The sequence below is a fragment of the Streptomyces sp. NPDC047841 genome (genome assembly GCF_040704085.1).
Taxonomy (GTDB): domain Bacteria; phylum Actinomycetota; class Actinomycetes; order Streptomycetales; family Streptomycetaceae; genus Streptomyces; species Streptomyces argyrophylli.
In genome coordinates this window covers 109176-131295 of sequence record NZ_JBEYRP010000007.1, presented here as the reverse complement: position 1 = coordinate 131295, position 22120 = coordinate 109176, and the positions used below count along the sequence as shown (strand labels likewise).

Sequence of the window (22120 nt, the reverse complement as noted above, 5' to 3'; positions counted from 1 at the left end):
GGCACCACGGTCCTGACGGGCACCCCGCGGTACGGTCCCGCGGGGTGCCCGCCGGCTTCCGGTCAGCGTGCCGGCCAGGGCACCTGCGGTGAGCGGTAGTAGTGGATGCCGAGGGCGTCCCAGCGGGGGCCCTGGGCCGCCAGCCGCGCCCGGTAGGCGTTCCAGTCGTGGGTGGCCGCCGGTGACCAGCCCAGCTCGGCCGCGCCGGCGAGCCGGGGGAACGCCATGTACTCGATCTCGGCGGTGTCCGTCACGTTCTCCGTCCACAGGGGCGCCTCGACGCCCCGGACCGCGGAGGCCGGCACCCCGGCGAGATAGGCGCCCGGATCCCAGTCGTACGACCGCTTCACCTCGACCAGGCCCGCCCAGTCCTGACCGGGGCCGGTGTTCCGCGTGTACTTCATGTCGAGGTAGGTCCGGTCGGCCGGGGACAGGACCAGGCCCGTGCCGTTCCGGGCGGCCTCGGCGACCTGTGCCTTCTCCGCCGCGCTGGTGTCGTCCAGGCCCCAGTACTGCGCGAGGGCGCCCTTCGCCGGGTGGGCGCCGGTGAGCTGGTGCCAGCCGATGACGGTCTTGCCGTAGCGGGCGACGACCGGCTGCACCCGGTCCATGAACGTCACGTAGTCCGCGTGGCTGGTGGAGTGCGCCTCGTCGCCGCCGATGTGCAGGTAGCGGCCGGGGGTGAGGGCGGCCACCTCCCGCACGACGTCGTCCACGAAGTCGTAGGTGGCCTTCGCGGACACGCACAGCGAGCTGAAGCCGACCTCGGTCCCGGTGTACAGCGGTGGTGCGACGCCGTCGCAGTTGAGCCCGGCGTAGGAGGCGAGGGCCGCGTTGGTGTGGCCGGGCATGTCGATCTCGGGCACGACCTCCAGGTAGCGGGAGGCCGCGTACCGCACGATCTCCCGGTAGTCGGCCTTGGTGTAGTGACCGCCCGGGCCGCCGCCGACCTGGGTCGAGCCGCCGTAGGAGGCCAGGCGCGGCCAGGAGTCGACGGCGATGCGCCAGCCCTGGTCGTCGCTGAGGTGCAGATGCAGCTCGTTGACCTTGTAGAGGGCCAACTGGTCGATGTACCGCTTGACTTGGGCGACCGTGAAGAAGTGCCGGGAGACGTCGAGCATGGCGCCCCGGTAGGCGAAGCGGGGGCGGTCCCGCACGGTGCCGCCGGCGATCGTCCAGGGGCCGGGCTGGACGGTCTTCTTCTCGACGGCCGCCGGGAGGAGCTGGCGCAGGGTCTGCACGCCGTGGAAGAGGCCCGCGGGGGTGCGCGCGGTGAGGGTGACCCCGCCCGCGTCGCTGTGCAGCCGGTAGCCCTCGGCGCCGAAGTCGCCCCGGGCCAGGGCGAGCCGGATGCCGCCGGCGCCGTGGCCGGTGACCGGCAGCGGATAGCCGGTGGCCGGGCGCAGCAGGCCGGCCAGGTAGCCGCCGACGCGGCGGACCTCGGCGGACCCGTCGACGCGGATGCGGGTCTGGCGGGTGATGCGGTAGGGCGTTCCGCCGGGCGTGACCGAGGCGGGGGCCGGGACCACCCGGTTCAGCGGGGTCGGGGCGGCGGCCTGCGCCGTGCGGTCCGCGCCGAGGGTGACGACGCCGGCCGCCGCGAACAGCAGCAGGGAACCGAGGACGTGGGAGAGGCGGGGAGTCGTGCCGTGGTTCCGTCTCACAAGCGCTCCCTTCGGAAGGGGTGACCGTCAGACTTGGTCGGGACCACTGTCCCGCGGATCGGGTGGAACAATCCCCGCATGGCGGAGATCATCCAGAAGGACGGTACGTGGGCCTTCGACGGGGACGCCCTGCGCCTCACCCCGGGCCGGGACAAGAACGTGGGCCTGCTCCGCCGTGAGCTGGGTGAACTCATCGTACCGCTCGGTGCGTTGGCCGGTGTCTCCTTCGAACAGGGCCGGACGACGGGGCGGCTCAGGCTGCGGCTGCGCGACGGCGCCGATCCGCTGCTGCAGGTCACCGGGGGCCGGCTCGCCGAGCCGCACGACCCGTACCGGCTGACGGTGGAGCCCGACCGGTACGGCGTCGCCGGGTACGTCGCCGACGAGGTGCGCAACGCCCTGCTGCTGGAGGGGGTTTCCGCGGAGCCGGCCGACGCGTACCTTCTGCCGGGTCCGTCCTTGCCGGTGTCCGCCTCGGCCGGGGACGGCACGGCGGGCTTCGACGGGGAGCGGGTGCGGCTGGAGTGGAACTGGAAGACCGAGGCGTCCAAGGCCTCGGCCGGGCCGCGCACGATCCCCCTCGCGGACGTCACCGGCGTGGAGTGGCAGCCCGCGGCCGGACTGGAGAACGGGCACCTGCGGTTCCTCGTGCGCGGCGCTCCGGTCAGCGCACCGCCCAAGTACGACCCGAACGCGGTCGAGCTGTGGGGCTTCAAGAAGGACCCGCTGATGGCCCTGGTCGCGGCGGCGGTGCAGGCGCGGCTGCCCCACCCCTCGGCCCCGCGTCCGCCGGCGGCGGAGCCGGACGTACGGCAGGACGCCGCCCGGCCGGCCGGGGAGGGCGCCGGGGAGGGCCACGACGCGCTGCTGCGCCGGCTGCGCGAGCTGGGTGAGCTGCACCGTGACGGGGTGCTGACGGACGAGGAGTTCGCCCTGGCCAAGCGGGCGGTCCTCAAGCGCCTGTGAGGAAGGCTCCGGCGAGGAGAGCGCCGGTGAGGACCGCCCGCCGGGGGCCTAGTTGGCCTTGCGGGACACCGTGAAGTGGTCGATGCGGTCGCCGGTCTCGGCGATGCCCGACACCGTCAGCGTGGTCTGCCGGCCCTTCGGCGCGGGCGTGACGTCCACGCGCAGGAAGGAGTAGTTGAGGTAACGCACCCGGGACCAGGCGACGGTCTCGTTGACCTTGCCGTCCTTGGTGTTGACGAACGAGGCCACGGAGTCGGTGTCGTGCTCGTGACCCTCGTAGGAGTCCGGGGCGGAGAACGCGTACAGGCTGCGGCCGGCGGCGCCCGCGGTGACGTAGACCACGCCGTCGGTCTCGGGGTAGGCCGTGCCGCCGATCGGCAGCTTCTTGGTGACCTTGCCCGCCTTGATGACGTCGGTGCGCTCGTACTGGTGGTTGTGGCCGTTGATGACCAGGTCCACCGTGTACTTCTCGAACAGCGGCACCCACTCCTGGCGCACACCGCCCTCCGACGCGTGCGCGGTGGAGGTGCAGTAGGCGCAGTGGTGGAAGAAGACGACGACGAAGTCGACGTCCTTGGCGGCGCGGAACTTCTTCAGCTGGCCTTCCAGCCACTTTGTCTGGGTTCCGCCGGATATGCCCAGGTTCGCCGGGATCTCGAAGGAGACGTCGTTGGCGTCGAGCGAGATGACCGCCGTGTTGCCGTAGACGAAGGAGTAGACGCCCGGCAGGTTCTTCTTGTCGGGGCCGTTGTCCGGGAGGTTCCAGCGGGCCTCCTCGCCGCCGTAGCCGTTGGGCGAGTACCAGGCCTCCATGTCGTGGTTGCCGTACGCGGGCATCCACGGGATCTGCTTGGCGACCGACTCGGTCTGGGCGAGGAAGGAGTCCCAGGTGCGCGAGTCGAAGCCGGTGTCGGCGGTCTTGCCGGCGCCGGACGGGTCGGCGTAGGCGATGTCGCCGGCGTGCAGGTGGAAGGCCGGGTTCTGGCCGAGCAGCAGGCTGTTGTTGGCCAGGCCGTGGTAGCCGACGCCCTCGTCGCCGAAGGCGGTGAAGGTGAACGGCGCCTTGTGGGCGGGGGCGGTGGTGAACGTGCCCACCGTGCCCAGCAGGTGCGGCTCGGCCGGGTCGAAGCCCTGGTGGCCGACGCCGTAGTAGTAGGTCTTGCCGGGGCGCAGGTGGGTCAGCTTGGCGTGCAGGTAGTACTGGGTGTGGTCGCCGCTCGCGCCGACGCCGGCCGGGGTGTAGAGGGTGCGGACCTCGGCGTCGATCCTGCGCGAGAGGTCCCAGGGGTGGGCGCCGATGCGGATGAAGGGCTTCTTGACGGCGACCGGGACCTGCCAGGAGACGGTGATCTCCGTGCGCGGGTCGTTGCCCCAGGCCAGGTGGCGGCCGAAGGGGGCGACCAGGGCGCCGTCGACGTGCTGGGCGGCGGGGGCGGAGCTCCGGGTCGGCACGGCGGCCTGGGCGGTGGCGCCCGGTACGAACGCGCCACCCGCGACGGCGCCCAGCGTGACCGCGCCGCCCCTGATCATGGTGCGCCGCGAGAATCTGGCGCGCAGGTACTCGTGCTGTTCGGCCATGCTCATGCGCGCGGCCAGCTTGTCGGGTACTCCCATACGAGGAATGTCCATGGCGTCTGAAACTCGCCTGTTCGGGCAACGGGTCGCAGGACGCAGGATGGACGGCTCACGAACAGAGCCCCATAAGAGTTTCAACAGCCGCTTGCCCGGAATCGGGCACGATTCTTGCGAAACAGGCGTCGGTACTCCAGGATCTACCGGGTGCACGACGAACTTCTCGATCACCTGACGCGGTCCACGCCCCTCAGCCGGGGCGAGGCGCTGCGCGTGGTCCAGGACGTGCTCGCCTACTTCGACGAGACGATCCAGGAGTTCGTCCGCCGCCGCCACCGCGAACTCCAGGCCCAGGGCCTGGTGAACGCGGAGATCTTCGAACGGATCGGGGCGGACCTGAAGTACCGGGCGGTGGCGCCGCCGGAGCTGACGCTCAGGCAGCTGCGCCGCATGGTCTACGGCTGAAACCAGCCGGAACCCGGCCGGCGGCAGCCCGGCCCAGCGACAGCCAAGGGATACCTCTATACATGTGCGGAATTGTCGGATACATCGGCAAGCGTGACGTCGCCCCCCTCCTCCTGGAGGGCCTCCAGCGCCTGGAGTACCGCGGCTACGACTCCGCGGGCGTCGTCGTCACCTCCCCGAAGACGCCCGGCCTGAAGATGGTCAAGGCCAAGGGCCGGGTGCGCGACCTGGAGGCCAAGGTCCCGGCGCGCTTCAAGGGCACCACCGGCATCGCCCACACCCGCTGGGCCACCCACGGCGCCCCGTCCGACGTGAACGCCCACCCGCACATGTCGGCCGACAACAAGGTCGCCGTCGTCCACAACGGCATCATCGACAACGCCGCCGACCTGCGCCGCAAGCTGGAGGCCGACGGCGTCGAGTTCCTCTCCGAGACCGACACCGAGGTCCTCACCCACCTGATCGCCCGCTCTCAGGCCGAGAAGCTGGAGGACAAGGTCCGCGAGGCCCTGCGGGTGGTCGAGGGCACGTACGGCATCGCGGTCATGCACGCCGACTTCTCCGACCGCATCGTGGTGGCCCGCAACGGCTCCCCGGTCGTCCTCGGCATCGGCGAGAAGGAGATGTTCGTCGCGTCGGACATCGCCGCCCTGGTCGCCCACACCCGGCAGATAGTGACGCTGGACGACGGCGAGATGGCCACCCTCAAGGCCGACGACTTCCGCACGTACACCACCGAGGGCACCCGCACCTCGGCCGAGCCGACCACCGTGGAGTGGGAGGCGGCCTCCTACGACATGGGCGGCCACGACACCTACATGCACAAGGAGATCCACGAGCAGGCCGAGGCGGTCGACCGCGTGCTGCGCGGCCGCATCGACGACCGGTTCTCCACCGTGCACCTCGGCGGCCTCAACCTGGACGCCCGCGAGGCCCGGCAGATCCGCCGCGTGAAGATCCTCGGCTGCGGCACCTCGTACCACGCGGGCATGATCGGCGCCCAGATGATCGAGGAGCTGGCCCGCATCCCCGCCGACGCCGAGCCCGCCTCCGAATTCCGCTACCGCAACGCGGTCGTCGACCCCGACACCCTGTACATCGCGGTCTCGCAGTCCGGTGAGACGTACGACGTGCTGGCCGCCGTGCAGGAGCTCAAGCGCAAGGGCGCGCGGGTCCTCGGCGTGGTCAACGTCGTCGGCTCCGCGATCGCCCGCGAGGCCGACGGCGGCATCTACGTGCACGCGGGCCCCGAGGTCTGCGTGGTCTCCACGAAGTGCTTCACCAACACCACGGTCGCCTTCGCGCTGCTCGCCCTGCACCTCGGCCGCACCCGCGACCTCTCGGTCCGCGACGGCAAGCGGATCATCGAGGGCCTGCGCAGGCTGCCGCAGCAGATCACCGAGATCCTGGAGCAGGAGGAGGAGATCAAGAAGCTGGCGGAGAGCTACGCCGACGCCCGCTCGATGCTCTTCATCGGCCGCGTCCGGGGCTACCCGGTGGCCCGCGAGGCCTCCCTGAAGCTCAAGGAGGTCTCCTACATCCACGCCGAGGCCTACCCCGCCTCCGAGCTGAAGCACGGCCCGCTGGCCCTCATCGAGCCGGCCCTGCCCACGGTCGCGATCGTCCCCGACGACGACCTGCTGGAGAAGAACCGCGCGGCCCTGGAGGAGATCAAGGCCCGTGAGGGCAAGATCCTGGCGGTGGCCCACCAGCACCAGGAGAAGGCGGACCAGACGATCCTCGTCCCGAAGAACGAGGACGAGCTGGACCCGATCCTGATGGGCATCCCCCTCCAGCTCCTGGCGTACCACACGGCGAAGGCCCTGGGCCGGGACATCGACAAGCCCCGCAACCTCGCCAAGTCGGTGACGGTGGAGTAGCGGACAGGACGGACCGGACAGGACGGACCCCCACGTGGCCACCTCTCACGTGGGGGTCCTCTCCGTGCTGCTCGTCTCAGCCGGCGGCCGTCACCCCCCGGCCCGCAGCACGTCCCGGGAGGGCCGTCGGCCAGTGGGCGAGCGCCGCCGTCGCCGCGTACCAGGCCACCGCCCCCGAGACGACGGCCACCCATCCCCCCACCTTCGCGAGGGCGGAGCTGTCGGCGAAGGCCGCCACGGCCAGCACCACCATCGCCAGGAACAGCAGCCCGTGCGTGAGCTGACCGAGGGTGTCCCCGCCGGCGACGGTCAGCGTGAGGGCGACCAGGGCGAACAGCAGCAGCAGGAGTCCGGCCGCGTCGGCCGAGCCGGGGTCGGACACGGCCCAGGTGAACCACAGGGCGCCGAGGGCGGCGTACCCCGCGCCGAAGGCGCCGTCGCGCAGGGCCAGCAGGCCGACGAGGAAGAGGGCGACCCCGCCCACGTAGTGGGCCACGGTCACGGCGTCGGAGGCACCCACGCCGTCGATGACACCGGTCGTACCGAGTCCGAACGCCAGCAAGGTGATCGCCAGGGCCAGTCGGCCGGCCACGGTGGTGCTCACGATTCCCGCGGAGACGTCATTGTCCACGGCGGGCTCCCTTCATGCATGTGCAGTTGTGCGGTGACCGGTATATGCCCTTCACAAGGGCACAAACCACCTCTACGCACGAGTAGTTTCCCGCTGCACAAAGGGAGTTGACGAAGCGTGAGACGTCAGGGGATGCGAGGGGGACGTCGGGGGGACGTCAGGGAATGACGATCACGGGCCGCTGGGCCCGCTTGGCGAGCCGCCCCGCGACCGAGCCGAAGATCCGGCCGACGATGCCGTGCGTGGAGCCGACCACGATCGCGTCGGCCTCGTACTCGCGGCCGACCTCCTCCAGTTCGTGGCAGATGTCCCCGCCCCGCTCGACCAGGATCCACGGGACCTCGGCCAGATAGTCCGCGCAGGCCAGCTCCAGCCCCAGCACCTCCGTGCGGTGGTCCGGCACGTCCACGAAGACGGGCGGCTCACAGCCGGCCCACACCGTGGTGGGCAGCCGGTTGGCGACGTGCACGATGATCAGGCCGGAACGGGAGCGGTGGGCCATGCCGATCGCGTAGGCGAGGGCGCGCTCACTGGAGGTGGAGCCGTCGAAGCCGACGACGACTCCGTGCCGGAAGGCGGGGTCGCAGGAGGGGCGTGACTCGGCCGCCGCCTGGGGATCGGCCGCCGTGGGGTCGGCGACCGGCCGCTTGCGGTCCGCGGGTTCGGAGAATTCGTGACCGGCCATGGCTGTCTCGGCGTTGTGATCCTTTATGGGTGGGACAGTGTGCTGCGGAAGCGTGCTGCGGAGCTGTGTCCGGGAAACATCTTCCCAAGCCCATACCCCCAAGGGTACGGCGGCAAGCCTCCTGAGCCCAGATCCCGCGCACGCTCCGTGAGCGGTCCCCGACGTCCGCCGGGGTTCACCGGAGCATGCACGAGCCGCGCCCGTAACGCAATGGTTGCTGCCCCGTACAGGCGGTTTGCACAGCGTTCACAGATGCGCGTTCGGTGACCGACCGGTCGGACGGACGTTGAACCGGGGTGAGCCACCGCCACAGGGAGTACGAGATGCCCGCAGCCCGACCCCGCCGCGACCCGCGCCCCGCACCGGACAGCGCGAACGATGTGATCCGCTGGGCCGCCTTCAGCTGCGTGCTCGTGCCCGTGGTCCTGCTCTGGTACGGCACCTCGCTGGCCGGCGCCACGGGCACCGCGCTGGGCCTCGCCGCCGTCACGGCGGCCTGCCGGGTGCTGCTGCGCCGCTCCGAGCGCTGTGCCGAGCGTTGCGCCGCGCAAAGAGGCGGACGTCACACCCGGGAGCAGACACCGGTCGACTGACCTGTTTCCATACCTAGGAACGCTGGTTTTCAGCCAACTTCTGGATATCGCCCAGGAGGGGCCCGAACCACCCCCCAACCCCCGTTCCACCTGCACGGAAAGGGTCTACGGACCGCTGCGCACCCTACGCGGTTTGGCCACTGCCACAAGGCGCACTTCCCTGCGCGCCTCGCGAGTGCAACGCTTCGTGATCGAATGCTTCACGCCAAGTTGTCATGTCGACAATGTGCCGCGTGTGGAACTGGTCACCGCACGACCGCGGGAGCCAGTAGATTCGATCTTGACTGTCTTACGGCGGGGGACTCGTGCAGGACCGAGGGGAAACGTGCAGGAGCGACACAACCGAGGAGCCGCGACCACCGAGGGGGGCTTAGCAGTATGAGCCACGACTCCACTGCCTCGCCGGACGCCGCAGCCCGGAAACTGTCCGGGCGACGCCGCAAGGAGATCGTCGCGGTGCTGCTGTTCAGCGGCGGCCCCATCTTCGAGAGTTCCATTCCGCTGTCGGTGTTCGGGATCGACCGCCAGGACGCCGGCGTGCCGCGCTACCGCCTTCTGGTGTGTGCCGGCGAGGAGGGCCCGCTGCGGACCACAGGGGGCCTGGAACTCACCGCGCCGCATGGGCTGGAGGCGATCTCACGCGCCGGGACGGTCGTCGTACCGGCCTGGCGTTCGATCACCTCGCCGCCGCCGGAGGAAGCACTGGACGCGCTGCGCCGCGCACACGAGGAGGGCGCCCGCATCGTCGGGCTGTGCACGGGCGCGTTCGTGCTCGCGGCGGCCGGACTGCTGGACGGCCGCCCGGCGACCACGCACTGGATGTACGCGCCGACGCTGGCCAAGCGCTACCCGTCGGTGCACGTCGATCCACGCGAGCTGTTCGTCGACGACGGCGACGTACTGACGAGCGCGGGCACGGCGGCCGGAATCGATCTCTGTCTGCACATCGTGCGGACGGACCACGGCAACGAGGCGGCCGGCGCGCTCGCCCGGCGCCTGGTGGTCCCGCCGCGCCGGTCGGGCGGCCAGGAACGCTACCTCGACCGATCTTTACCGGAGGAGATCGGCGCCGACCCGCTCGCCGAGGTCGTCGCCTGGGCACTGGAACACCTCCACGAGCAGTTCGACGTGGAGACGCTGGCGGCACGCGCCTACATGAGCCGCCGTACGTTCGACCGCCGGTTCCGCTCGCTGACGGGCAGCGCGCCGCTGCAGTGGCTGATCACACAGCGCGTGCTCCAGGCCCAGCGTCTGCTGGAGACCTCCGACTACTCCGTGGACGAGGTGGCGGGCCGGTGCGGGTTCCGCTCGCCGGTGGCCCTGCGCGGGCACTTCCGCCGCCAGCTCGGCTCGTCCCCCGCCGCCTACCGGGCCGCCTACCGCGCCCGCAGGCCGCAGGGCGACAAGCCGGGTGACGCGGAGGCGGCCGTACCGCCGGCCGGCCAGCAGGGCGCGCCCGCGGGCCTGTCCGGCCCCGGCCCGGTCGGCCCGGCCCCCCTGCTGCACGAGCACCGCGACAGCGGGGTGCCCCTGCAGAGCCGCCGCGCCACGGCGGGCGCGGTGGGCCTGCTGCCGGGGCCGCGCAGCGGTAACTGAGCGCGACTGTCAGGGGGACGGGAGCATCCCGTCCCCCTGACGTCCCTCCCGCCACTTCCCGCGGAGCACGGGGGCACGCAAAAGCCGAGGCCCGCTTTAGGGTGGTCGCATGAACGATCGCATGGTGTGGATCGACTGCGAGATGACCGGCCTCTCGCTGTCCGACGACGCTCTCATCGAGGTGGCCGCCCTCGTCACCGACTCCGAGCTGAACGTACTCGGCGAGGGGGTGGACATCGTCATCCGCCCGCCGGACCGGGCGCTGGAGACGATGCCGGAGGTGGTGCGTCAGATGCACACCGCGTCCGGGCTGCTCGCCGAGCTGGAGGGCGGCACGACCCTGGAGGACGCCGAGGCGCAGGTCCTCGCCTACGTCCGGGAGCACGTGAAGGAGCCCGGCAAGGCCCCGCTGTGCGGCAACTCGGTGGGCACCGACCGCGGCTTCCTCCTGCGGGACATGCCGACGCTGGAGGACTACCTCCACTACCGCATCGTCGACGTCTCCTCGGTCAAGGAGCTGGCCCGCCGCTGGTACCCGCGGGCGTACTTCAACAGCCCGGAGAAGAACGGCAACCACCGGGCCCTCGCCGACATCCGCGAGTCGATCGCCGAGCTGCGCTACTACCGCGAGGCCATCTTCGTGCCGCAGCCCGGGCCGGACTCCGACACCGCCAAGGCGATCGCCGCCAAGCACGTCCTGCCCGCCCGGTAGCCGCCACCGGGGACCGCGCGAAAACGTGTGCGCGAGCACCCCTTCCGACCCTGTAGACTTCTTCTCGGCCGGTCGGGGAGAGCACTCCTCGGACAGCCGGTCGTGGTGGGTGTAGCTCAGCTGGTAGAGCACCTGGTTGTGGTCCAGGATGTCGCGGGTTCGAGTCCCGTCACTCACCCTGAGTAATCAGCCGGTGACGCCGTCGTGAGACGGGTCACCGGCTGTTTCGTTGTCCGGGTGCCCCGCGCGCCGACGTCCCGCACGGGCCGGGGCGTGGGTCACCGGCCGGCGGGGGACGTCACGACGACGCGCGGACCATCAGTTCCGTCGACAGCACCGCCTGCCGGCGGTCGGCGCCACGGGACGCCGCCGGGCGGCGGTCGGCGATCTCCGTGAGGAGGAGGTCGATCATCGCGCGGCCCATCTCCTCGATGGGCTGGCGGACGCTGGTGAGCGGCGGGTCCATGTGCCGGGCGATGGCGGAGTCGTCGTACCCGACCAGCGCGACGTCGTCGGGGATGCGGCGGCCCGCCTCGCGGAGCACCTGCCGGGCGCCGGCCGCCATCACGTCCGAGCCGGCGAAGACGGCGTCCAGGTCGGGGTGGCGGGACAGCAGGGTCGTCATCGCCCGGCGGCCTCCCTCGTCGGTGAAGTCACCCGGCGCGATGAGGAGTTCGTCCACCGGGTGGCCCGCGTCGCGCAGGGCGTCGCGGTAGCCGTCGACGCGGCGCTGGGCGCCGTAGACGTCCAGGCGGCCGGTGATGTGCGCGATCCGGCGGCGGCCCCGGCCCAGCAGGTGCTCCACCGCCGAGCGGGCGCCGCCGTAGTTGTCGGAGTCCACGGAGGGGAGCGGCTCGGCCGCCGAGCGGGGGCCGCTGATCACGGCCGGGATCTCCAGCTGGGCGAGCAGGTCCGGGAGCGGGTCGTCGGCGTGGACGGAGACCAGCAGCACCCCGTCGACGCGGTGGGCCGCCAGGTACTGGGCCAGGCGCTGCCGCTCGCGGTCGCTGCCGGCGAAGATCAGCAGCAACTGCATCTCGGTGTCGGAGAGTTCGGCGCCGACCCCGCGCAGCATGTCGGAGAAGTACGGCTCGGCGAAGAACCGGGTCTCCGGTTCGGGGACGACCAGCGCGATGGCGTCGGTGCGGTTGGCCGCGAGGGCGCGGGCGGCGGTGTTGGGCACGTAGCCGAGTTCGGCGACGGCCGCCTCCACCGCGGCGCGGGTGGCGTCGCTGACCCGGGGCGAGCCGTTGATCACCCGGGAGACGGTGCCCCGCCCGACCCCGGCCCGGGCGGCGACCTCTTCCAGGGTCGGCCGCCGGCCGCCCCGGCCTCTCCCACCGTTGCCTGCCATGGTCGCCGCCTTCCGTTCACCGCCGTTCAGGCCAGGAATGTAACAGCCGTGACCGGGGCGCTTCCCTTCCGTCCGCGGCCGCGGGCACGGCCGGTGCCTCCCGGCCGTGCCGCCGCGGGCGTGGGTCAGGCGGGCAGGGCGTTGTCGCGGATCACGCCGGCGTACCAGTGGGCGCTGGCCTTGGGGATGCGGCGCTGGGTGGCGTAGTCGACGTAGACGGCGCCGAAACGCTTCGAATAGCCGTAGGACCACTCGAAGTTGTCCAGCAGCGACCACAGGAAGTAGCCGCGCACGTCGGCGCCGTCGGCGATGGCGCGGCGGACGGCCTCCAGGTGGGAGTGGAGGTAGGCGATCCGCTGCGGGTCGTTGACCCGTCCCTCCGGGGAGACGTAGTCGTCGAAGGCGGCGCCGTTCTCGGTGACCATCAGCGGCAGCCGCGGGTGCGAGGCAGCCAGTCCGGTCAGCAGGGTGTGCAGACCGCTCGCGTCGATGGCCCAGTTCATCGCGGTCAGGTCGTCGTTGGCGAGGTGGAAGGCGACGTGCTCGGAGCCGGTCCACGGGGAGTGGTCGCTGGCGCCGTGGCCGTCGTTGCGGGTGCCGGCGGAGCCGTCGGCGGGCAGGGAGACCACGGTCGGCGAGTAGTAGTTGACGCCGAGGACGTCGATCGGCCGGGAGATCTCCGTCAGGTCCCCGTCGTGCACCAGCTCTGCCCAGTCGACCAGGTGCGCGGTGTCGGCCAGCAGGTCCTCGGGGTAGGCGCCGTCCAGGAGGGGGCCGGTGAAGATCCGGTTGCCGACCGCGTCGATGCGGCGCGCGGCCTCGGCGTCCCCGGGGCTGTCGGTGAGCGGGCGCACCTGGTGCAGGTTCAGGGTGATGGAGGTCTGCGCGGACGCCGGCAGGACGGCGCGCAGCGCGCCGACGGCCTTGCCGTGGGCCAGGTTCAGGTGGTGCGCGGCGCGCAGGGTGGCGGCCGGGTCGGTCCGCCCCGGCGCGTGCACGCCGGAACCGTAGCCGAGGAACGCCGAGCACCACGGTTCGTTGAGGGTGGTCCACACGCCGACCCGGTCGCCGAGGGCCCGGGCCATGATGTCGGCGTAGTCCGCGAAGCGGTGGGCGGTGTCGCGGTGCGGCCAGCCGCCGACGTCCTCCAGCTCCTGCGGCAGGTCCCAGTGGTAGAGGGTGGCGACGGGCGTGATGCCCGCCTCCAGGAGCTCGTCGGTGAGGCGGCGGTAGAAGTCCAGGCCGCGCTCGACGGCGGGTCCGCGGCCGGTGGGCTGCACCCGGGACCAGGAGACGGAGAAGCGGTAGGCCTTGAGGCCGAGTTCCTTCATCAGGGCGACGTCGTCGCGGTACCGGTGGTAGTGGTCGGCGGCGATGTCACCGGTGTCGCCGTTGCGCACCTTGCCGGGGGTGTGGCTGAAGGTGTCCCAGATGGAGGGGGTGCGGCCGTCCTCGGCGGCGGCGCCCTCCACCTGGTAGGCGGCGGTGGCGGCACCCCAGACGAAGCCGGTCGGGAAGGAGGTGTCCGCGGCCGGCTGGGCCGTGGTCTCGGGTCGTACGGCGGTCATGGTGAGAACGCTCCCAAAGGGGGTGAGAAACGGACGACGGACGGCGGTCCGGCGGTGCGGGAGTAATAAGGGGGGTGGAGGGAGGGCGGGGTGCGCGGGCGGGGCGCGGTTCGGGTGGCGCCCGGTCCGGTACGGCCCGCTGCGGGGCGGCCTGTGCGGGCGGTACCGGACCGGACACGGCGGCGGGCCGACGGGACGCGGCGCGCGCCGGCCTCGGGGGGCGGGGCCGGCGCCGTGGCGGCCGGCCCCGCGGCACCGGCTGGGCTCAGCCCTTGACGGCGCCCGCCATGATCCCTCCGACGATCTGCTTGCCGAAGACGACGAAGACAAGCAGCAGCGGCAGGGTGCTGATCAGCGCACCGGCCATGACGATGCTCTGGTCGGGGGTGTAGGAGGCGCTGAGCTGGCCGAGCGCCACCTGGATGGTGGGGTTCTCCTGGTTCAGCGCGAGGAAGGGCCAGAAGAAGTCGTTCCACGCCTGGACGAAGGTGAGCATGCCCAGCACCATCATCGCGGGCCGGGCCACGGGCAGCACCACGCTCCACACGATGCGGATGTTGCTCGCCCCGTCGACCTTGGCCGCTTCGATCAGCTCGTACGGCAGGGCCTCGATCAGGTACTGGCGCATGAAGAAGACGCCGAAGGCGCCGACCAGGGTCGGGAAGATCACCGACTCCAGCTTTCCGCCCCACCCGATGTCGGACATCATCATGAACAGCGGGACGACGCTGAGCTGGGGCGGGATCGTCAGCGTGGCGATCACCGCGGTCATCAGCACGCCACGGCCACGGAAGCGCATCTTGGCGAAGGCGTAGCCGGCGAGGGTGCAGAAGAACAGGGTGGCGACGGTGATGCAGCCGGCCACGATGACGCTGTTGACGATGGCCTTGCCCAGGTGGGCCTGGTCCCAGGCCGCCTGGAGGTTGTGCCACAGTTTGCCGCCCGGCACGAGCGGCGGCGGGGTGTCCAGGACCCGCTGCTGGTCGTGCGAGGCGGCCACCAGGGTCCAGTACAGCGGGAAGATCGATCCGAGGCCGACGACGACGAGGGCGACGTAGGTGAACGGACCGCCCCTGAGCTGCTGGCCGGCTCCTATCCTGAAGCGGGCGCGGCCCTTGCCGGGCTCGGTGGGAAGCGGTGCCGGGCCGAGGTCCGGCGCGGTCGTGGTGGGACTGGTCGTGGTCATCGATGTCGCTCCCGTCAGGCCGCGCTCTTGCGCATGAACCGGCCGACGATCCAGTTGATCAGGGCGATGAGCAGCAGCAGGACGAGCATGGCCCAGGCCACGGCCGCCGCCGGACCCAGATGGCCCAGCTTCCAGCCGTAGTTGAAGAGGTAGATGCTGAGCGTCTCGTACTGGTGCTCGCTGCCGCCGATCGAGCCGAGGGTGCCGCCCTGGAGCAGCAGCGGCTCACCGAACAACTGCATCGAGCCGATGGTCGAGATCACGATGGTGAACAGGATCGTGGGCCGCAGCGAGGGGATGGTCACCTTGCGGAACTGCTGCCACCGGCTCGCTCCGTCGATCGAGGCGGCCTCGTACAGGTCGGTGGGGACCGCCTGCATGGCCGCCAGGTAGATCAGGGCGTTGTAGCCGGTCCACCGCCAGATGATGATGACCGAGATGGCGATCTTGGAGGTCCACTCCCCGTCGGCCCAGTCGATGTTGCCGGCGCCGAAGAAGTGCAGCACCCAGTTGAGGATGCCGCCGTCGGCGCGGAAGACCAGCGCGAAGACCAGGGCCGCGGTGGCCACCGAGGTGGCGTACGGGGTGAGGATGACGGTGCGCCAGAAGGTGCTGGCGCGCAGCTTGTAGTTGAGCAGGTGGGCCAGGCCCAGCGCCACGAGCAGCTGCGGGACGGTGGAGATGACACCGATGACGAAGGTGTTGGTGACGGCCGTCCAGAACTCGGAGTCCTGGAGGATCCTGGCGAAGTTGTCCCAGCCGACCCACTGGGACTGGTCCAGGCTCGTCATCTCCACGCGGTGCAGGGCGATCCAGCCCGTGTACAGCAGTGGGTAGAGCCCGAAGGCGCCGAAGATCAGGAAGAAGGGGGCTATGTAGGCGTACGGCGAGGCCTTGTCGTCGAAGCGCCACAGCCGGCTGCGCCAGGTGCCGCGTCCGTTCGACGCGGCACCTGTGCCGCCGGGCGGCGGGGTGTAGGCGCCCCGGGCGGGGGTTGTCGTTGCCACGGAGGGAGTCCTTCCCTGGAGGTCTCGGCCGGGTGGGGCGGGAAGCGCGTTCGGGGACCGGGGTCGGTCCGCCCCTCCCCGCGCGGATCGGTACGGTGGCGGACGGCCCACGCCGCGGCCTGACGTGCGTGTGAGGCGGAGCCCGGCCGTCGGCTGCCGGGTCCCGCCGGGTGGTGCCGTGGGCGGCGCCCGCCGTCGGGCACCGCTCACGTCGTCGAGCGCGTGTGGGTGCGGGCACCCGGTGGGCCCCCGCACCCGGTACGGCTAGCCGAGCGCCTTGTCGATCGAGTCGGTAGCGGCCTTCCACGCGTCGGCGGGCTTGGTGCCCCGCTTCTCCATGTTGTTGATCTGGTTGGAGATCGTGTCCTTGATCACGCCGTCCTTCGCGCCGAGCACCGCCTCGGGGATGGACTTGGCCTCCTCGGCGTAGATCTGGCCGATGGGAGCGTCACTGAAGTACGGCAGCTTGGCGTTCTTCACGTCGGCCAGCTCGTAGGCGCCCTTGTTGGACGGGAAGACGCCGATCGCCTTGAACACCGCGGCCTGCTGCTCCGGGGCGGTCAGCCACTTGACGAGCTCGGTGGCCTCCTTGACGTGCTTGCCGCCCTTCGGGACGGCGAGGAAGGAGCCGCCCCAGTTGGCCGCGGTCGAGCCGGGGGCGCGGGAGATGTCCCACTTGCCCTTGAAGGAGTCGCCGGAGTTGACGGAGATCTGGGCGGCCATCCAGGCGGGGCAGGCCACGGTGGCCACGGTGCCCTTGCGGAGCGCCGCGGTCCAGGCGTCGGTGAACTGCGGCAGGCCCTGGGTCAGCTTCTTGTCGGCGGCCTCGGCGGCCAGGTTCCAGCCCTGCTGCACGGACGGGCTGTCCTTGTAGACCGGCTTGCCGTCGGTGTCGTAGTACTGCTTGGAGGAAGAGCTGACGACCGCGTTGTACATGGCGGACGCGGAGTCCATGAAGTAAGTGCCCGAGGGCGCCTTCTTCTTGTACTGCTCGCCGAGCTTGAGGTAGTCCTCCCAGCCGCCGGCGACGGCCTTGGCGACGGCCTCGCGGTCGCTGGCCAGGCCCGCCTTCTGGAAGAGGTCCTTGCGGTAGCACAGGGACATGGGGCCGATGTCGGTACCGGCGCCGATCACCGTGCCGTCCTTGGCGGTGGCCTGCTTCTCCTTCCAGGACACCCAGTCGCTCACGTTGATCGTCTTGCTGAGGTCGGCGAACTTGCCCGACTGGGTGTCCACGACCTCCTTGATGCGCCCGACTTCGATGCCCGTGACGTCCGCGAGGCCGCTGCCGGTGTTCAGCTGCTGAAGGAGCTTCGGGTAGTAGTCCTGCTCGTTGGCGGTGGTCTCTTCCTGGACCGTGATGTTCGGGTGCAGCTCGTGGTACTTGGCGAACAGCCCGGCCTCCTTGTAGCCGAACTGCCCGAAGTCGGCCACCTTGAGGGTGATCTTCCCGTTGGCGTCCGAGCTGTCCGAGTCGTCGTCACTGCTGCAACCGGTCAGCAGCAGCGCGGAGGCCGTCAGGACCGTCGTGGCCAGTGTCGCCGTTCTGCGGCCGTGACCACCGCCGGTACGGGTGATGCGCATTCCACTACTCCTTGTTCCAGTGGGCAACGGGACCTCAGGAATCGGACCGCCGGACACGGCGGTCCGGACCTGCCCTCTCGGTTCGAGCAGCGGCTAGCCAACAGCACACGTAGTGCGATGGAAAGGTGCTGGTCAAAGGTGCGCCATGCAAGGTAGAGGGGAAGGCCATGAGTGGTTCGATCCGAACGGAAGAGAGCCCCGGTCGCCCTGTGGGACCGCTCCCACGCGGCATGCCGGAAGACTCGTTGGTGCCAGGCCGGGTGTCAAGTCTTGAAGACGCCCTTGTTGCGTAAGCGTGTTCAGCGCGTCACGTGAACGTGTCGTGCGCCGGGACGCAACCAGCCCGTCATCCGGGCGTTGCCCACGACGTCGGAGCAGGTCACGGGCGGGACGATCGCCGCATGCGGCCAACTGCGCCCGCGCCCGGACCGGTTGCCGGAATCCCTGGGTCAGAATGAAGCTCCCCCGCACCGGACCACCGGAAGGTGAACGATGAGCCCTGCCGAACAGCCGCAGCCGCACAGGACCGCGGACGTCCGGCGCCCGACCCTGAACGCCGTGGCCGCACGCGCCGGCGTGGGCCGCGGCACGGTCTCGCGGGTGATCAACGGCTCCCCGAAGGTCAGCGCGCGCTCCCGGGCGGCCGTGGAACAGGCCATCGCGGAACTCGGCTACGTCCCCAACCGCGCCGCCCGCTCCCTGGCAACCCGGCGCACGGACACGGTCGCGCTGGTCGTGCCCGACGCCGGGAACCGGCTCTTCTCCGAACCGTACTTCTCCGGGATCATCCGGGGCGTCTCCACCGGACTCGCCGGTGCCGGGATGCAGTTGCTGCTGGTGCTCACGGGCCACGAGAAGGAGCACGGCCGGCTCGCCGCCTACCTGGCCGCCCATCGGGTGGACGGCGTCCTGATGATGGCGGTCCACGGGGACGACACCCTGCCCGACCGGCTGGAGGAACTGGCCGTGCCGACCGTGCTGGCCGGGCGGCGCAGCGACCGCGAGCGGCTCGGCCATGTCCGCGCGGACAACCGGGGCGGCGCCCGGCTCGCCGTCCGGCATCTGCTGGCGGGCGGCCGCCGGTCCATCGGCACGATCACCGGTCCGCTGGACATGGACGTGGCGCGGGCGCGGCTGGAGGGCTACCGGGAGGCGCTGCGCGAGGCCGGGGTCGCCGCCGCGGACGACCTCATCGCGGCGGGCGACTTCACCGAGGAGGGCGGGCGCGTGGCCATGCGGGAACTGCTGCGCCGGCACCCGGACCTGGACGCCGTCTTCGCCGCCTCCGACGTGATGGCCTCCGGCGCGGTGCTGGAACTGCGCGCGGCGGGGCGCCGGGTGCCGCACGACGTGGCGCTGATCGGCTTCGACGACTCGATCGTGGCCCGGCACATCGACCCCCCGCTGACCAGCGTCCGCCAGCCGCTGGAGGAGATGGGCCGCACGATGGCGAGCCTCCTGCTGGAGGAGATCACCCACCGCGGCACCGGCCGGCGGGAAGTGGTACTCCCGACGGAACTGGTGGTACGGGCGTCGGCTTGAGGGGGGCTCGGGGGCGGCGGCTCGGGGGCAACCTGAGGCGGGGTGGCCCGAGGAGCGGGCGTCGGCCCGCGAACACGCGCGTCGGTCCGGGTGCCGCCGCCGGCATGTCGATCGAGCCCGACCCCTTTCGTCGTGGGAGCGCTCCCATGCATAATGCGTGCACTCGACCCAGGGGAGAGCCCTCATGCCCGAACCGACGACCGTGGCCTTTCCTCCCGCCTTCCTCTTCGGCGCCGCGACCTCGGCGTACCAGATCGAGGGGGCGGTGCGGGAGGACGGCCGCACCCCCTCGATCTGGGACACCTTCAGCCACACGCCGGGCAGGACGGCCGGCGGCGAGACCGGGGACATCGCCGTCGACCACTACCACCGCTACCGCGACGACGTCGCGCTCATGGCGGAGCTGGGCCTGACCGCGTACCGCTTCTCCGTCTCCTGGTCCCGGGTGCAGCCGACGGGCCGGGGGCCGGTGGTCCAGCGGGGCCTGGACTTCTACCGCCGGCTGGTCGACGAGCTGCTGGCCCGGGGCATCACCCCGGCGCTCACCCTCTACCACTGGGACCTGCCGCAGGAGCTGGAGGACGCGGGCGGCTGGCCGCACCGCGACACCGCGTTCCGGTTCGCCGAGTACGCCCGGTTCGTCGGCGAGGCGCTGGGCGACCGGGTGGAGCAGTGGATCACCCTCAACGAGCCCTGGTGCAGCGCCTTCCTGGGCTACGCCTCCGGGGTGCACGCCCCCGGCCGGACCGACCCGGCGGCCTCGCTGCGCGCGGCCCACCACCTCAACCTGGGGCACGGGCTGGCCGTTTCCGCCCTGCGCACGGCGATGCCGGCCGGCAACCGGATCGCGATCAGCCTCAACTCCTCGGTCGTCCGGCCCCTTTCCCAGGACCCGGCCGACCTCGCCGCGGCCCGCCGGATCGACGACCTGGCCAACGGCGTCTTCCACGGGCCGATCCTGCACGGGGCGTACCCGTCGTCGCTGCTGGAGGCCACGCGCTCGGTGACCGACTGGTCGCACGTCCTGGACGGCGACGTCCGTACGATCAACGCCCCGCTGGACGCGCTCGGCCTGAACTACTACACCCCGACGCTGGTCTCGGCCGCGTCCGGCGGGGCCGAGGGCCCCCGGGCGGACGGCCACGGCTCCAGCGACCACTCGCCCTGGCCGGCCGCCGACGACGTCCTCTTCCACCAGACCCCCGGCGACCGCACGGAGATGGGCTGGACGATCGACCCGACGGGCCTGTACGACCTGCTCATGCGCTACACGCGCGAGGCGCCCGGCCTGCCCCTCCACATCACCGAGAACGGCGCGGCCTACGATGACAAGCCCGGCCCCGACGGCCGGGTGCACGACCCCGAGCGCATCGCCTACCTGCACGCCCACCTCGCGGAGGTGCGCCGCGCCATCGCCGACGGCGCCGATGTGCGCGGCTACTACCTGTGGTCCCTGCTGGACAACTTCGAGTGGGCGTACGGGTACGGCAAGCGGTTCGGCGCGGTCTACGTGGACTACGCCACGCTGGAGCGGACGCCGAAGTCGAGCGCGCGGTGGTACGGGGAGGCGGCGCGGACGAGGGTGCTGCCGCCGGTGCGCGCGGGGGCCTGAAAGGGGGGCGGCGCGACTACTTGTACGCCCCGAACGCCTTGGAGAAGGCGAACGGTTCCTGGGTGACGGAGCTGCACGTGGCGTCGGCGGTGGGCTTGGTGCCGCCGGCGCACTGCTTGTCGCGGGTCGCCGACCACATCGACAGCCAGCCGAGCCCCTTGGAGCGGGCGAAGTTCACCAGCTGGGTGGCGTCGTCGACCTTGAACACCTCGGAGGAGACGTCGTTGACGCCGATCATCGGGGTGACGGCGACGGCCTTCCAGGCGGCGGAGTCGGACAGTCCCAGCACGCTCTTGACCTGGGCCTGGGTGGCGGTCGCGGCCTGCTCGGCGTAGGTGCCCATGTCGCCGCTGTACGAGGCGCCGTAGTCCATCGCCATGATGTTGACGGTGTTGATCCTCACGCCGTTGGACCTGGCGTTGGCGAGGAGGTTCACGCCGTCCTGGGTGAGGCCCTCGGGCATCACCGGGAGGGTGAAGGAGACGTCCAGGCCGGGGTGCTGCGCCTGGAGCTTGGCGATGGCCTGGGCTCGCCGGGTGTTGGCGGCGGTGTCGGGCAGCGCGCCGCCCTCGACGTCGAAGTCGACCTTGGTCAGTCTGAACGCGTCGACCGCCTTGCCGTAGGCCGCCGCCAGCGCGTCCGCGGAGGAGCAGGTGGTGGCCAGCTCGGAGCCGGAGGCGCCGCCGAAGGAGACCCGGACGTCACCGCCCTTGGCGCGCAGCGCGCCGATCTGCGCGGCCACGGCGTCACCGGTGAGGTCCGTGACCCCGCCCCACTTGGGGGTGCAGCCGCCGCCGTCGGTGAGGAAGGCGAGGTTGTAGGTCTTCACGCCGGTCGCGTCGGCGGCGCCGAGGAGGTCGAAGGCCGGGTAGAGGCTGGTGTCGACGTAGGGGGCGAAGCCGGCGGACGCGGTGGTACCGGATCCGGTGCCGCCGGTGGGGGTGGGGGTCGCGCTCGCGGTGGGGGTCGAGGTGGGCGTGGAGGTGGGGACCGTGGTCGGCGACTGGGTGGGCTGCGTCGGCCGGCCGCTCGGCTCGGGGGTCGCTCCGCCGTCCGCGGAACACCGCGCGTCGTCGATGCGGCAACCGGACGGGTCGCCGCTGCCGTTGACCACGAAGCCGACGGTCACCGACTTCCCGGGGGCCAGGCCGTCGGTGTCCCAGGTGGCGGGCTTCACCGTGACGTGCTGACCGCTGACGCTGGACTCGCCGTTCCACAGGGAGCCGAGCTTGGCGCCCGCCGGCAGGTCGAACTCCAGCGTCCAGGTCTTCTCGGTCTGGCCGGTGTTGTTGGTGACGACGTACTGGGCGGTGTAGCCCGTGGACCAGTCACTGGTCCTGGTGTACGCGGCGTTCACCCCGGCCGCGTTGGCGGTGCCGGTGAGCAGGACCGCTCCGCCGCCGATCACGGCCGCGGCCACCAGGCCGCCTATCGCCTTGTTCCTGCCACTGATCCTGCGCCGGTGCGTGCTCATGCGGGTGTGCCTGCCTTCGCTGTCCACGG

The 22120-nt window shown here is 71.5% G+C and carries 18 protein-coding genes and 1 tRNA gene; 9 read left to right on the top strand and 10 right to left on the bottom strand.

Going from position 1 to position 22120, the window contains the following annotated elements; all coding sequences use genetic code 11:
• Positions 1–62: 62 nt before the first annotated feature.
• Complete coding sequence (locus AB0947_RS13080; protein WP_366750419.1) at positions 63–1664, bottom strand: beta-N-acetylhexosaminidase; 1602 nt, start codon at positions 1662–1664, stop codon at positions 63–65.
• A 78-nt stretch (positions 1665–1742) separates the two neighbouring features.
• Here AB0947_RS13080 and AB0947_RS13075 point away from each other — a divergent pair, with 78 nt between their 5' ends.
• Positions 1743–2630, top strand: a complete 888-nt coding sequence (locus tag AB0947_RS13075; protein ID WP_366750418.1) for a DUF4429 domain-containing protein — start codon at positions 1743–1745, stop codon at positions 2628–2630.
• Positions 2631–2678: 48 nt separating this feature from the next.
• Here the strand turns inward: AB0947_RS13075 and AB0947_RS13070 are convergent, their stop codons facing one another.
• Positions 2679–4244 carry a metallophosphoesterase family protein gene (locus AB0947_RS13070; protein WP_366750417.1) on the bottom strand — a complete coding sequence of 522 codons (1566 nt, stop codon included), beginning with the start codon at positions 4242–4244 and terminating at the stop codon, positions 2679–2681.
• Between the two features lie 165 nt (positions 4245–4409).
• Between AB0947_RS13070 and AB0947_RS13065 the strand changes: the two genes are divergently transcribed.
• Together AB0947_RS13065 and glmS are read left to right on the top strand one after the other, a co-directional pair.
• Positions 4410–4667 (top strand): hypothetical protein, encoded by a 258-nt coding sequence (locus tag AB0947_RS13065; protein ID WP_171155966.1) that lies wholly within the window; start codon positions 4410–4412, stop codon positions 4665–4667.
• A gap of 62 nt (positions 4668–4729) precedes the next feature.
• Complete coding sequence (gene glmS / locus AB0947_RS13060) at positions 4730–6547, top strand: glutamine--fructose-6-phosphate transaminase (isomerizing) (protein WP_366750416.1); 1818 nt, start codon at positions 4730–4732, stop codon at positions 6545–6547.
• A gap of 76 nt (positions 6548–6623) precedes the next feature.
• On the opposite strand, the gene AB0947_RS13055 is transcribed toward glmS, so the two are convergent.
• A complete protein-coding gene (locus AB0947_RS13055) occupies positions 6624–7178 on the bottom strand; it encodes a hypothetical protein (RefSeq protein ID WP_366750415.1) in 555 nt (184 codons plus the stop codon).
• 157 nt (positions 7179–7335) lie between these two features.
• A complete protein-coding gene (locus AB0947_RS13050; RefSeq protein ID WP_366750414.1) occupies positions 7336–7863 on the bottom strand; it encodes a universal stress protein in 528 nt (175 codons plus the stop codon).
• Positions 7864–8186: 323 nt separating this feature from the next.
• Here AB0947_RS13050 and AB0947_RS13045 point away from each other — a divergent pair, with 323 nt between their 5' ends.
• The 4 genes from AB0947_RS13045 to AB0947_RS13030 all read left to right on the top strand — a co-directional run bounded on the left by AB0947_RS13045 (position 8187) and on the right by AB0947_RS13030 (position 10942).
• Positions 8187–8456 carry a hypothetical protein gene (locus tag AB0947_RS13045; protein ID WP_366750413.1) on the top strand — a complete coding sequence of 90 codons (270 nt, stop codon included), beginning with the start codon at positions 8187–8189 and terminating at the stop codon, positions 8454–8456.
• A 378-nt stretch (positions 8457–8834) separates the two neighbouring features.
• Positions 8835–10052, top strand: a complete 1218-nt coding sequence (locus tag AB0947_RS13040; RefSeq protein WP_366750412.1) for a helix-turn-helix domain-containing protein — start codon at positions 8835–8837, stop codon at positions 10050–10052.
• A 109-nt stretch (positions 10053–10161) separates the two neighbouring features.
• Positions 10162–10764, top strand: coding sequence for an oligoribonuclease (gene orn / locus AB0947_RS13035; RefSeq protein ID WP_171155958.1), 603 nt, complete (start codon positions 10162–10164; stop codon positions 10762–10764).
• A gap of 105 nt (positions 10765–10869) precedes the next feature.
• Positions 10870–10942: transfer RNA gene (locus AB0947_RS13030), tRNA-His, on the top strand.
• Positions 10943–11062: 120 nt separating this feature from the next.
• Here AB0947_RS13030 and AB0947_RS13025 read toward each other — a convergent pair.
• The 5 genes from AB0947_RS13025 to AB0947_RS13005 form a co-directional block, all read right to left on the bottom strand.
• Complete coding sequence (locus tag AB0947_RS13025; RefSeq protein WP_366750411.1) at positions 11063–12118, bottom strand: LacI family DNA-binding transcriptional regulator; 1056 nt, start codon at positions 12116–12118, stop codon at positions 11063–11065.
• A 125-nt stretch (positions 12119–12243) separates the two neighbouring features.
• Positions 12244–13686, bottom strand: a complete 1443-nt coding sequence (locus AB0947_RS13020) for a GH1 family beta-glucosidase (RefSeq protein WP_366750410.1) — start codon at positions 13684–13686, stop codon at positions 12244–12246.
• A 265-nt stretch (positions 13687–13951) separates the two neighbouring features.
• Complete coding sequence (locus AB0947_RS13015; RefSeq protein ID WP_366750409.1) at positions 13952–14872, bottom strand: carbohydrate ABC transporter permease; 921 nt, start codon at positions 14870–14872, stop codon at positions 13952–13954.
• Positions 14873–14886: 14 nt separating this feature from the next.
• A complete protein-coding gene (locus tag AB0947_RS13010; RefSeq protein WP_366750408.1) occupies positions 14887–15879 on the bottom strand; it encodes a sugar ABC transporter permease in 993 nt (330 codons plus the stop codon).
• Positions 15880–16143: 264 nt separating this feature from the next.
• Complete coding sequence (locus AB0947_RS13005; protein ID WP_366750407.1) at positions 16144–17463, bottom strand: extracellular solute-binding protein; 1320 nt, start codon at positions 17461–17463, stop codon at positions 16144–16146.
• Between the two features lie 492 nt (positions 17464–17955).
• On the opposite strand from AB0947_RS13005, the gene AB0947_RS13000 reads away from it, so the two are divergent.
• Both AB0947_RS13000 and AB0947_RS12995 read left to right on the top strand, forming a co-directional pair.
• Positions 17956–19005, top strand: coding sequence for a LacI family DNA-binding transcriptional regulator (locus tag AB0947_RS13000; RefSeq protein ID WP_366750406.1), 1050 nt, complete (start codon positions 17956–17958; stop codon positions 19003–19005).
• A 184-nt stretch (positions 19006–19189) separates the two neighbouring features.
• The gene (locus tag AB0947_RS12995) at positions 19190–20617 is read left to right on the top strand and encodes a GH1 family beta-glucosidase (protein ID WP_366750405.1); all 1428 of its coding nucleotides are present in this window, start codon (positions 19190–19192) and stop codon (positions 20615–20617) included.
• A 16-nt stretch (positions 20618–20633) separates the two neighbouring features.
• On the opposite strand, the gene AB0947_RS12990 is transcribed toward AB0947_RS12995, so the two are convergent.
• Positions 20634–22091, bottom strand: coding sequence for a cellulose binding domain-containing protein (locus tag AB0947_RS12990; RefSeq protein WP_366750404.1), 1458 nt, complete (start codon positions 22089–22091; stop codon positions 20634–20636).
• Positions 22092–22120: the final 29 nt, after the last annotated feature.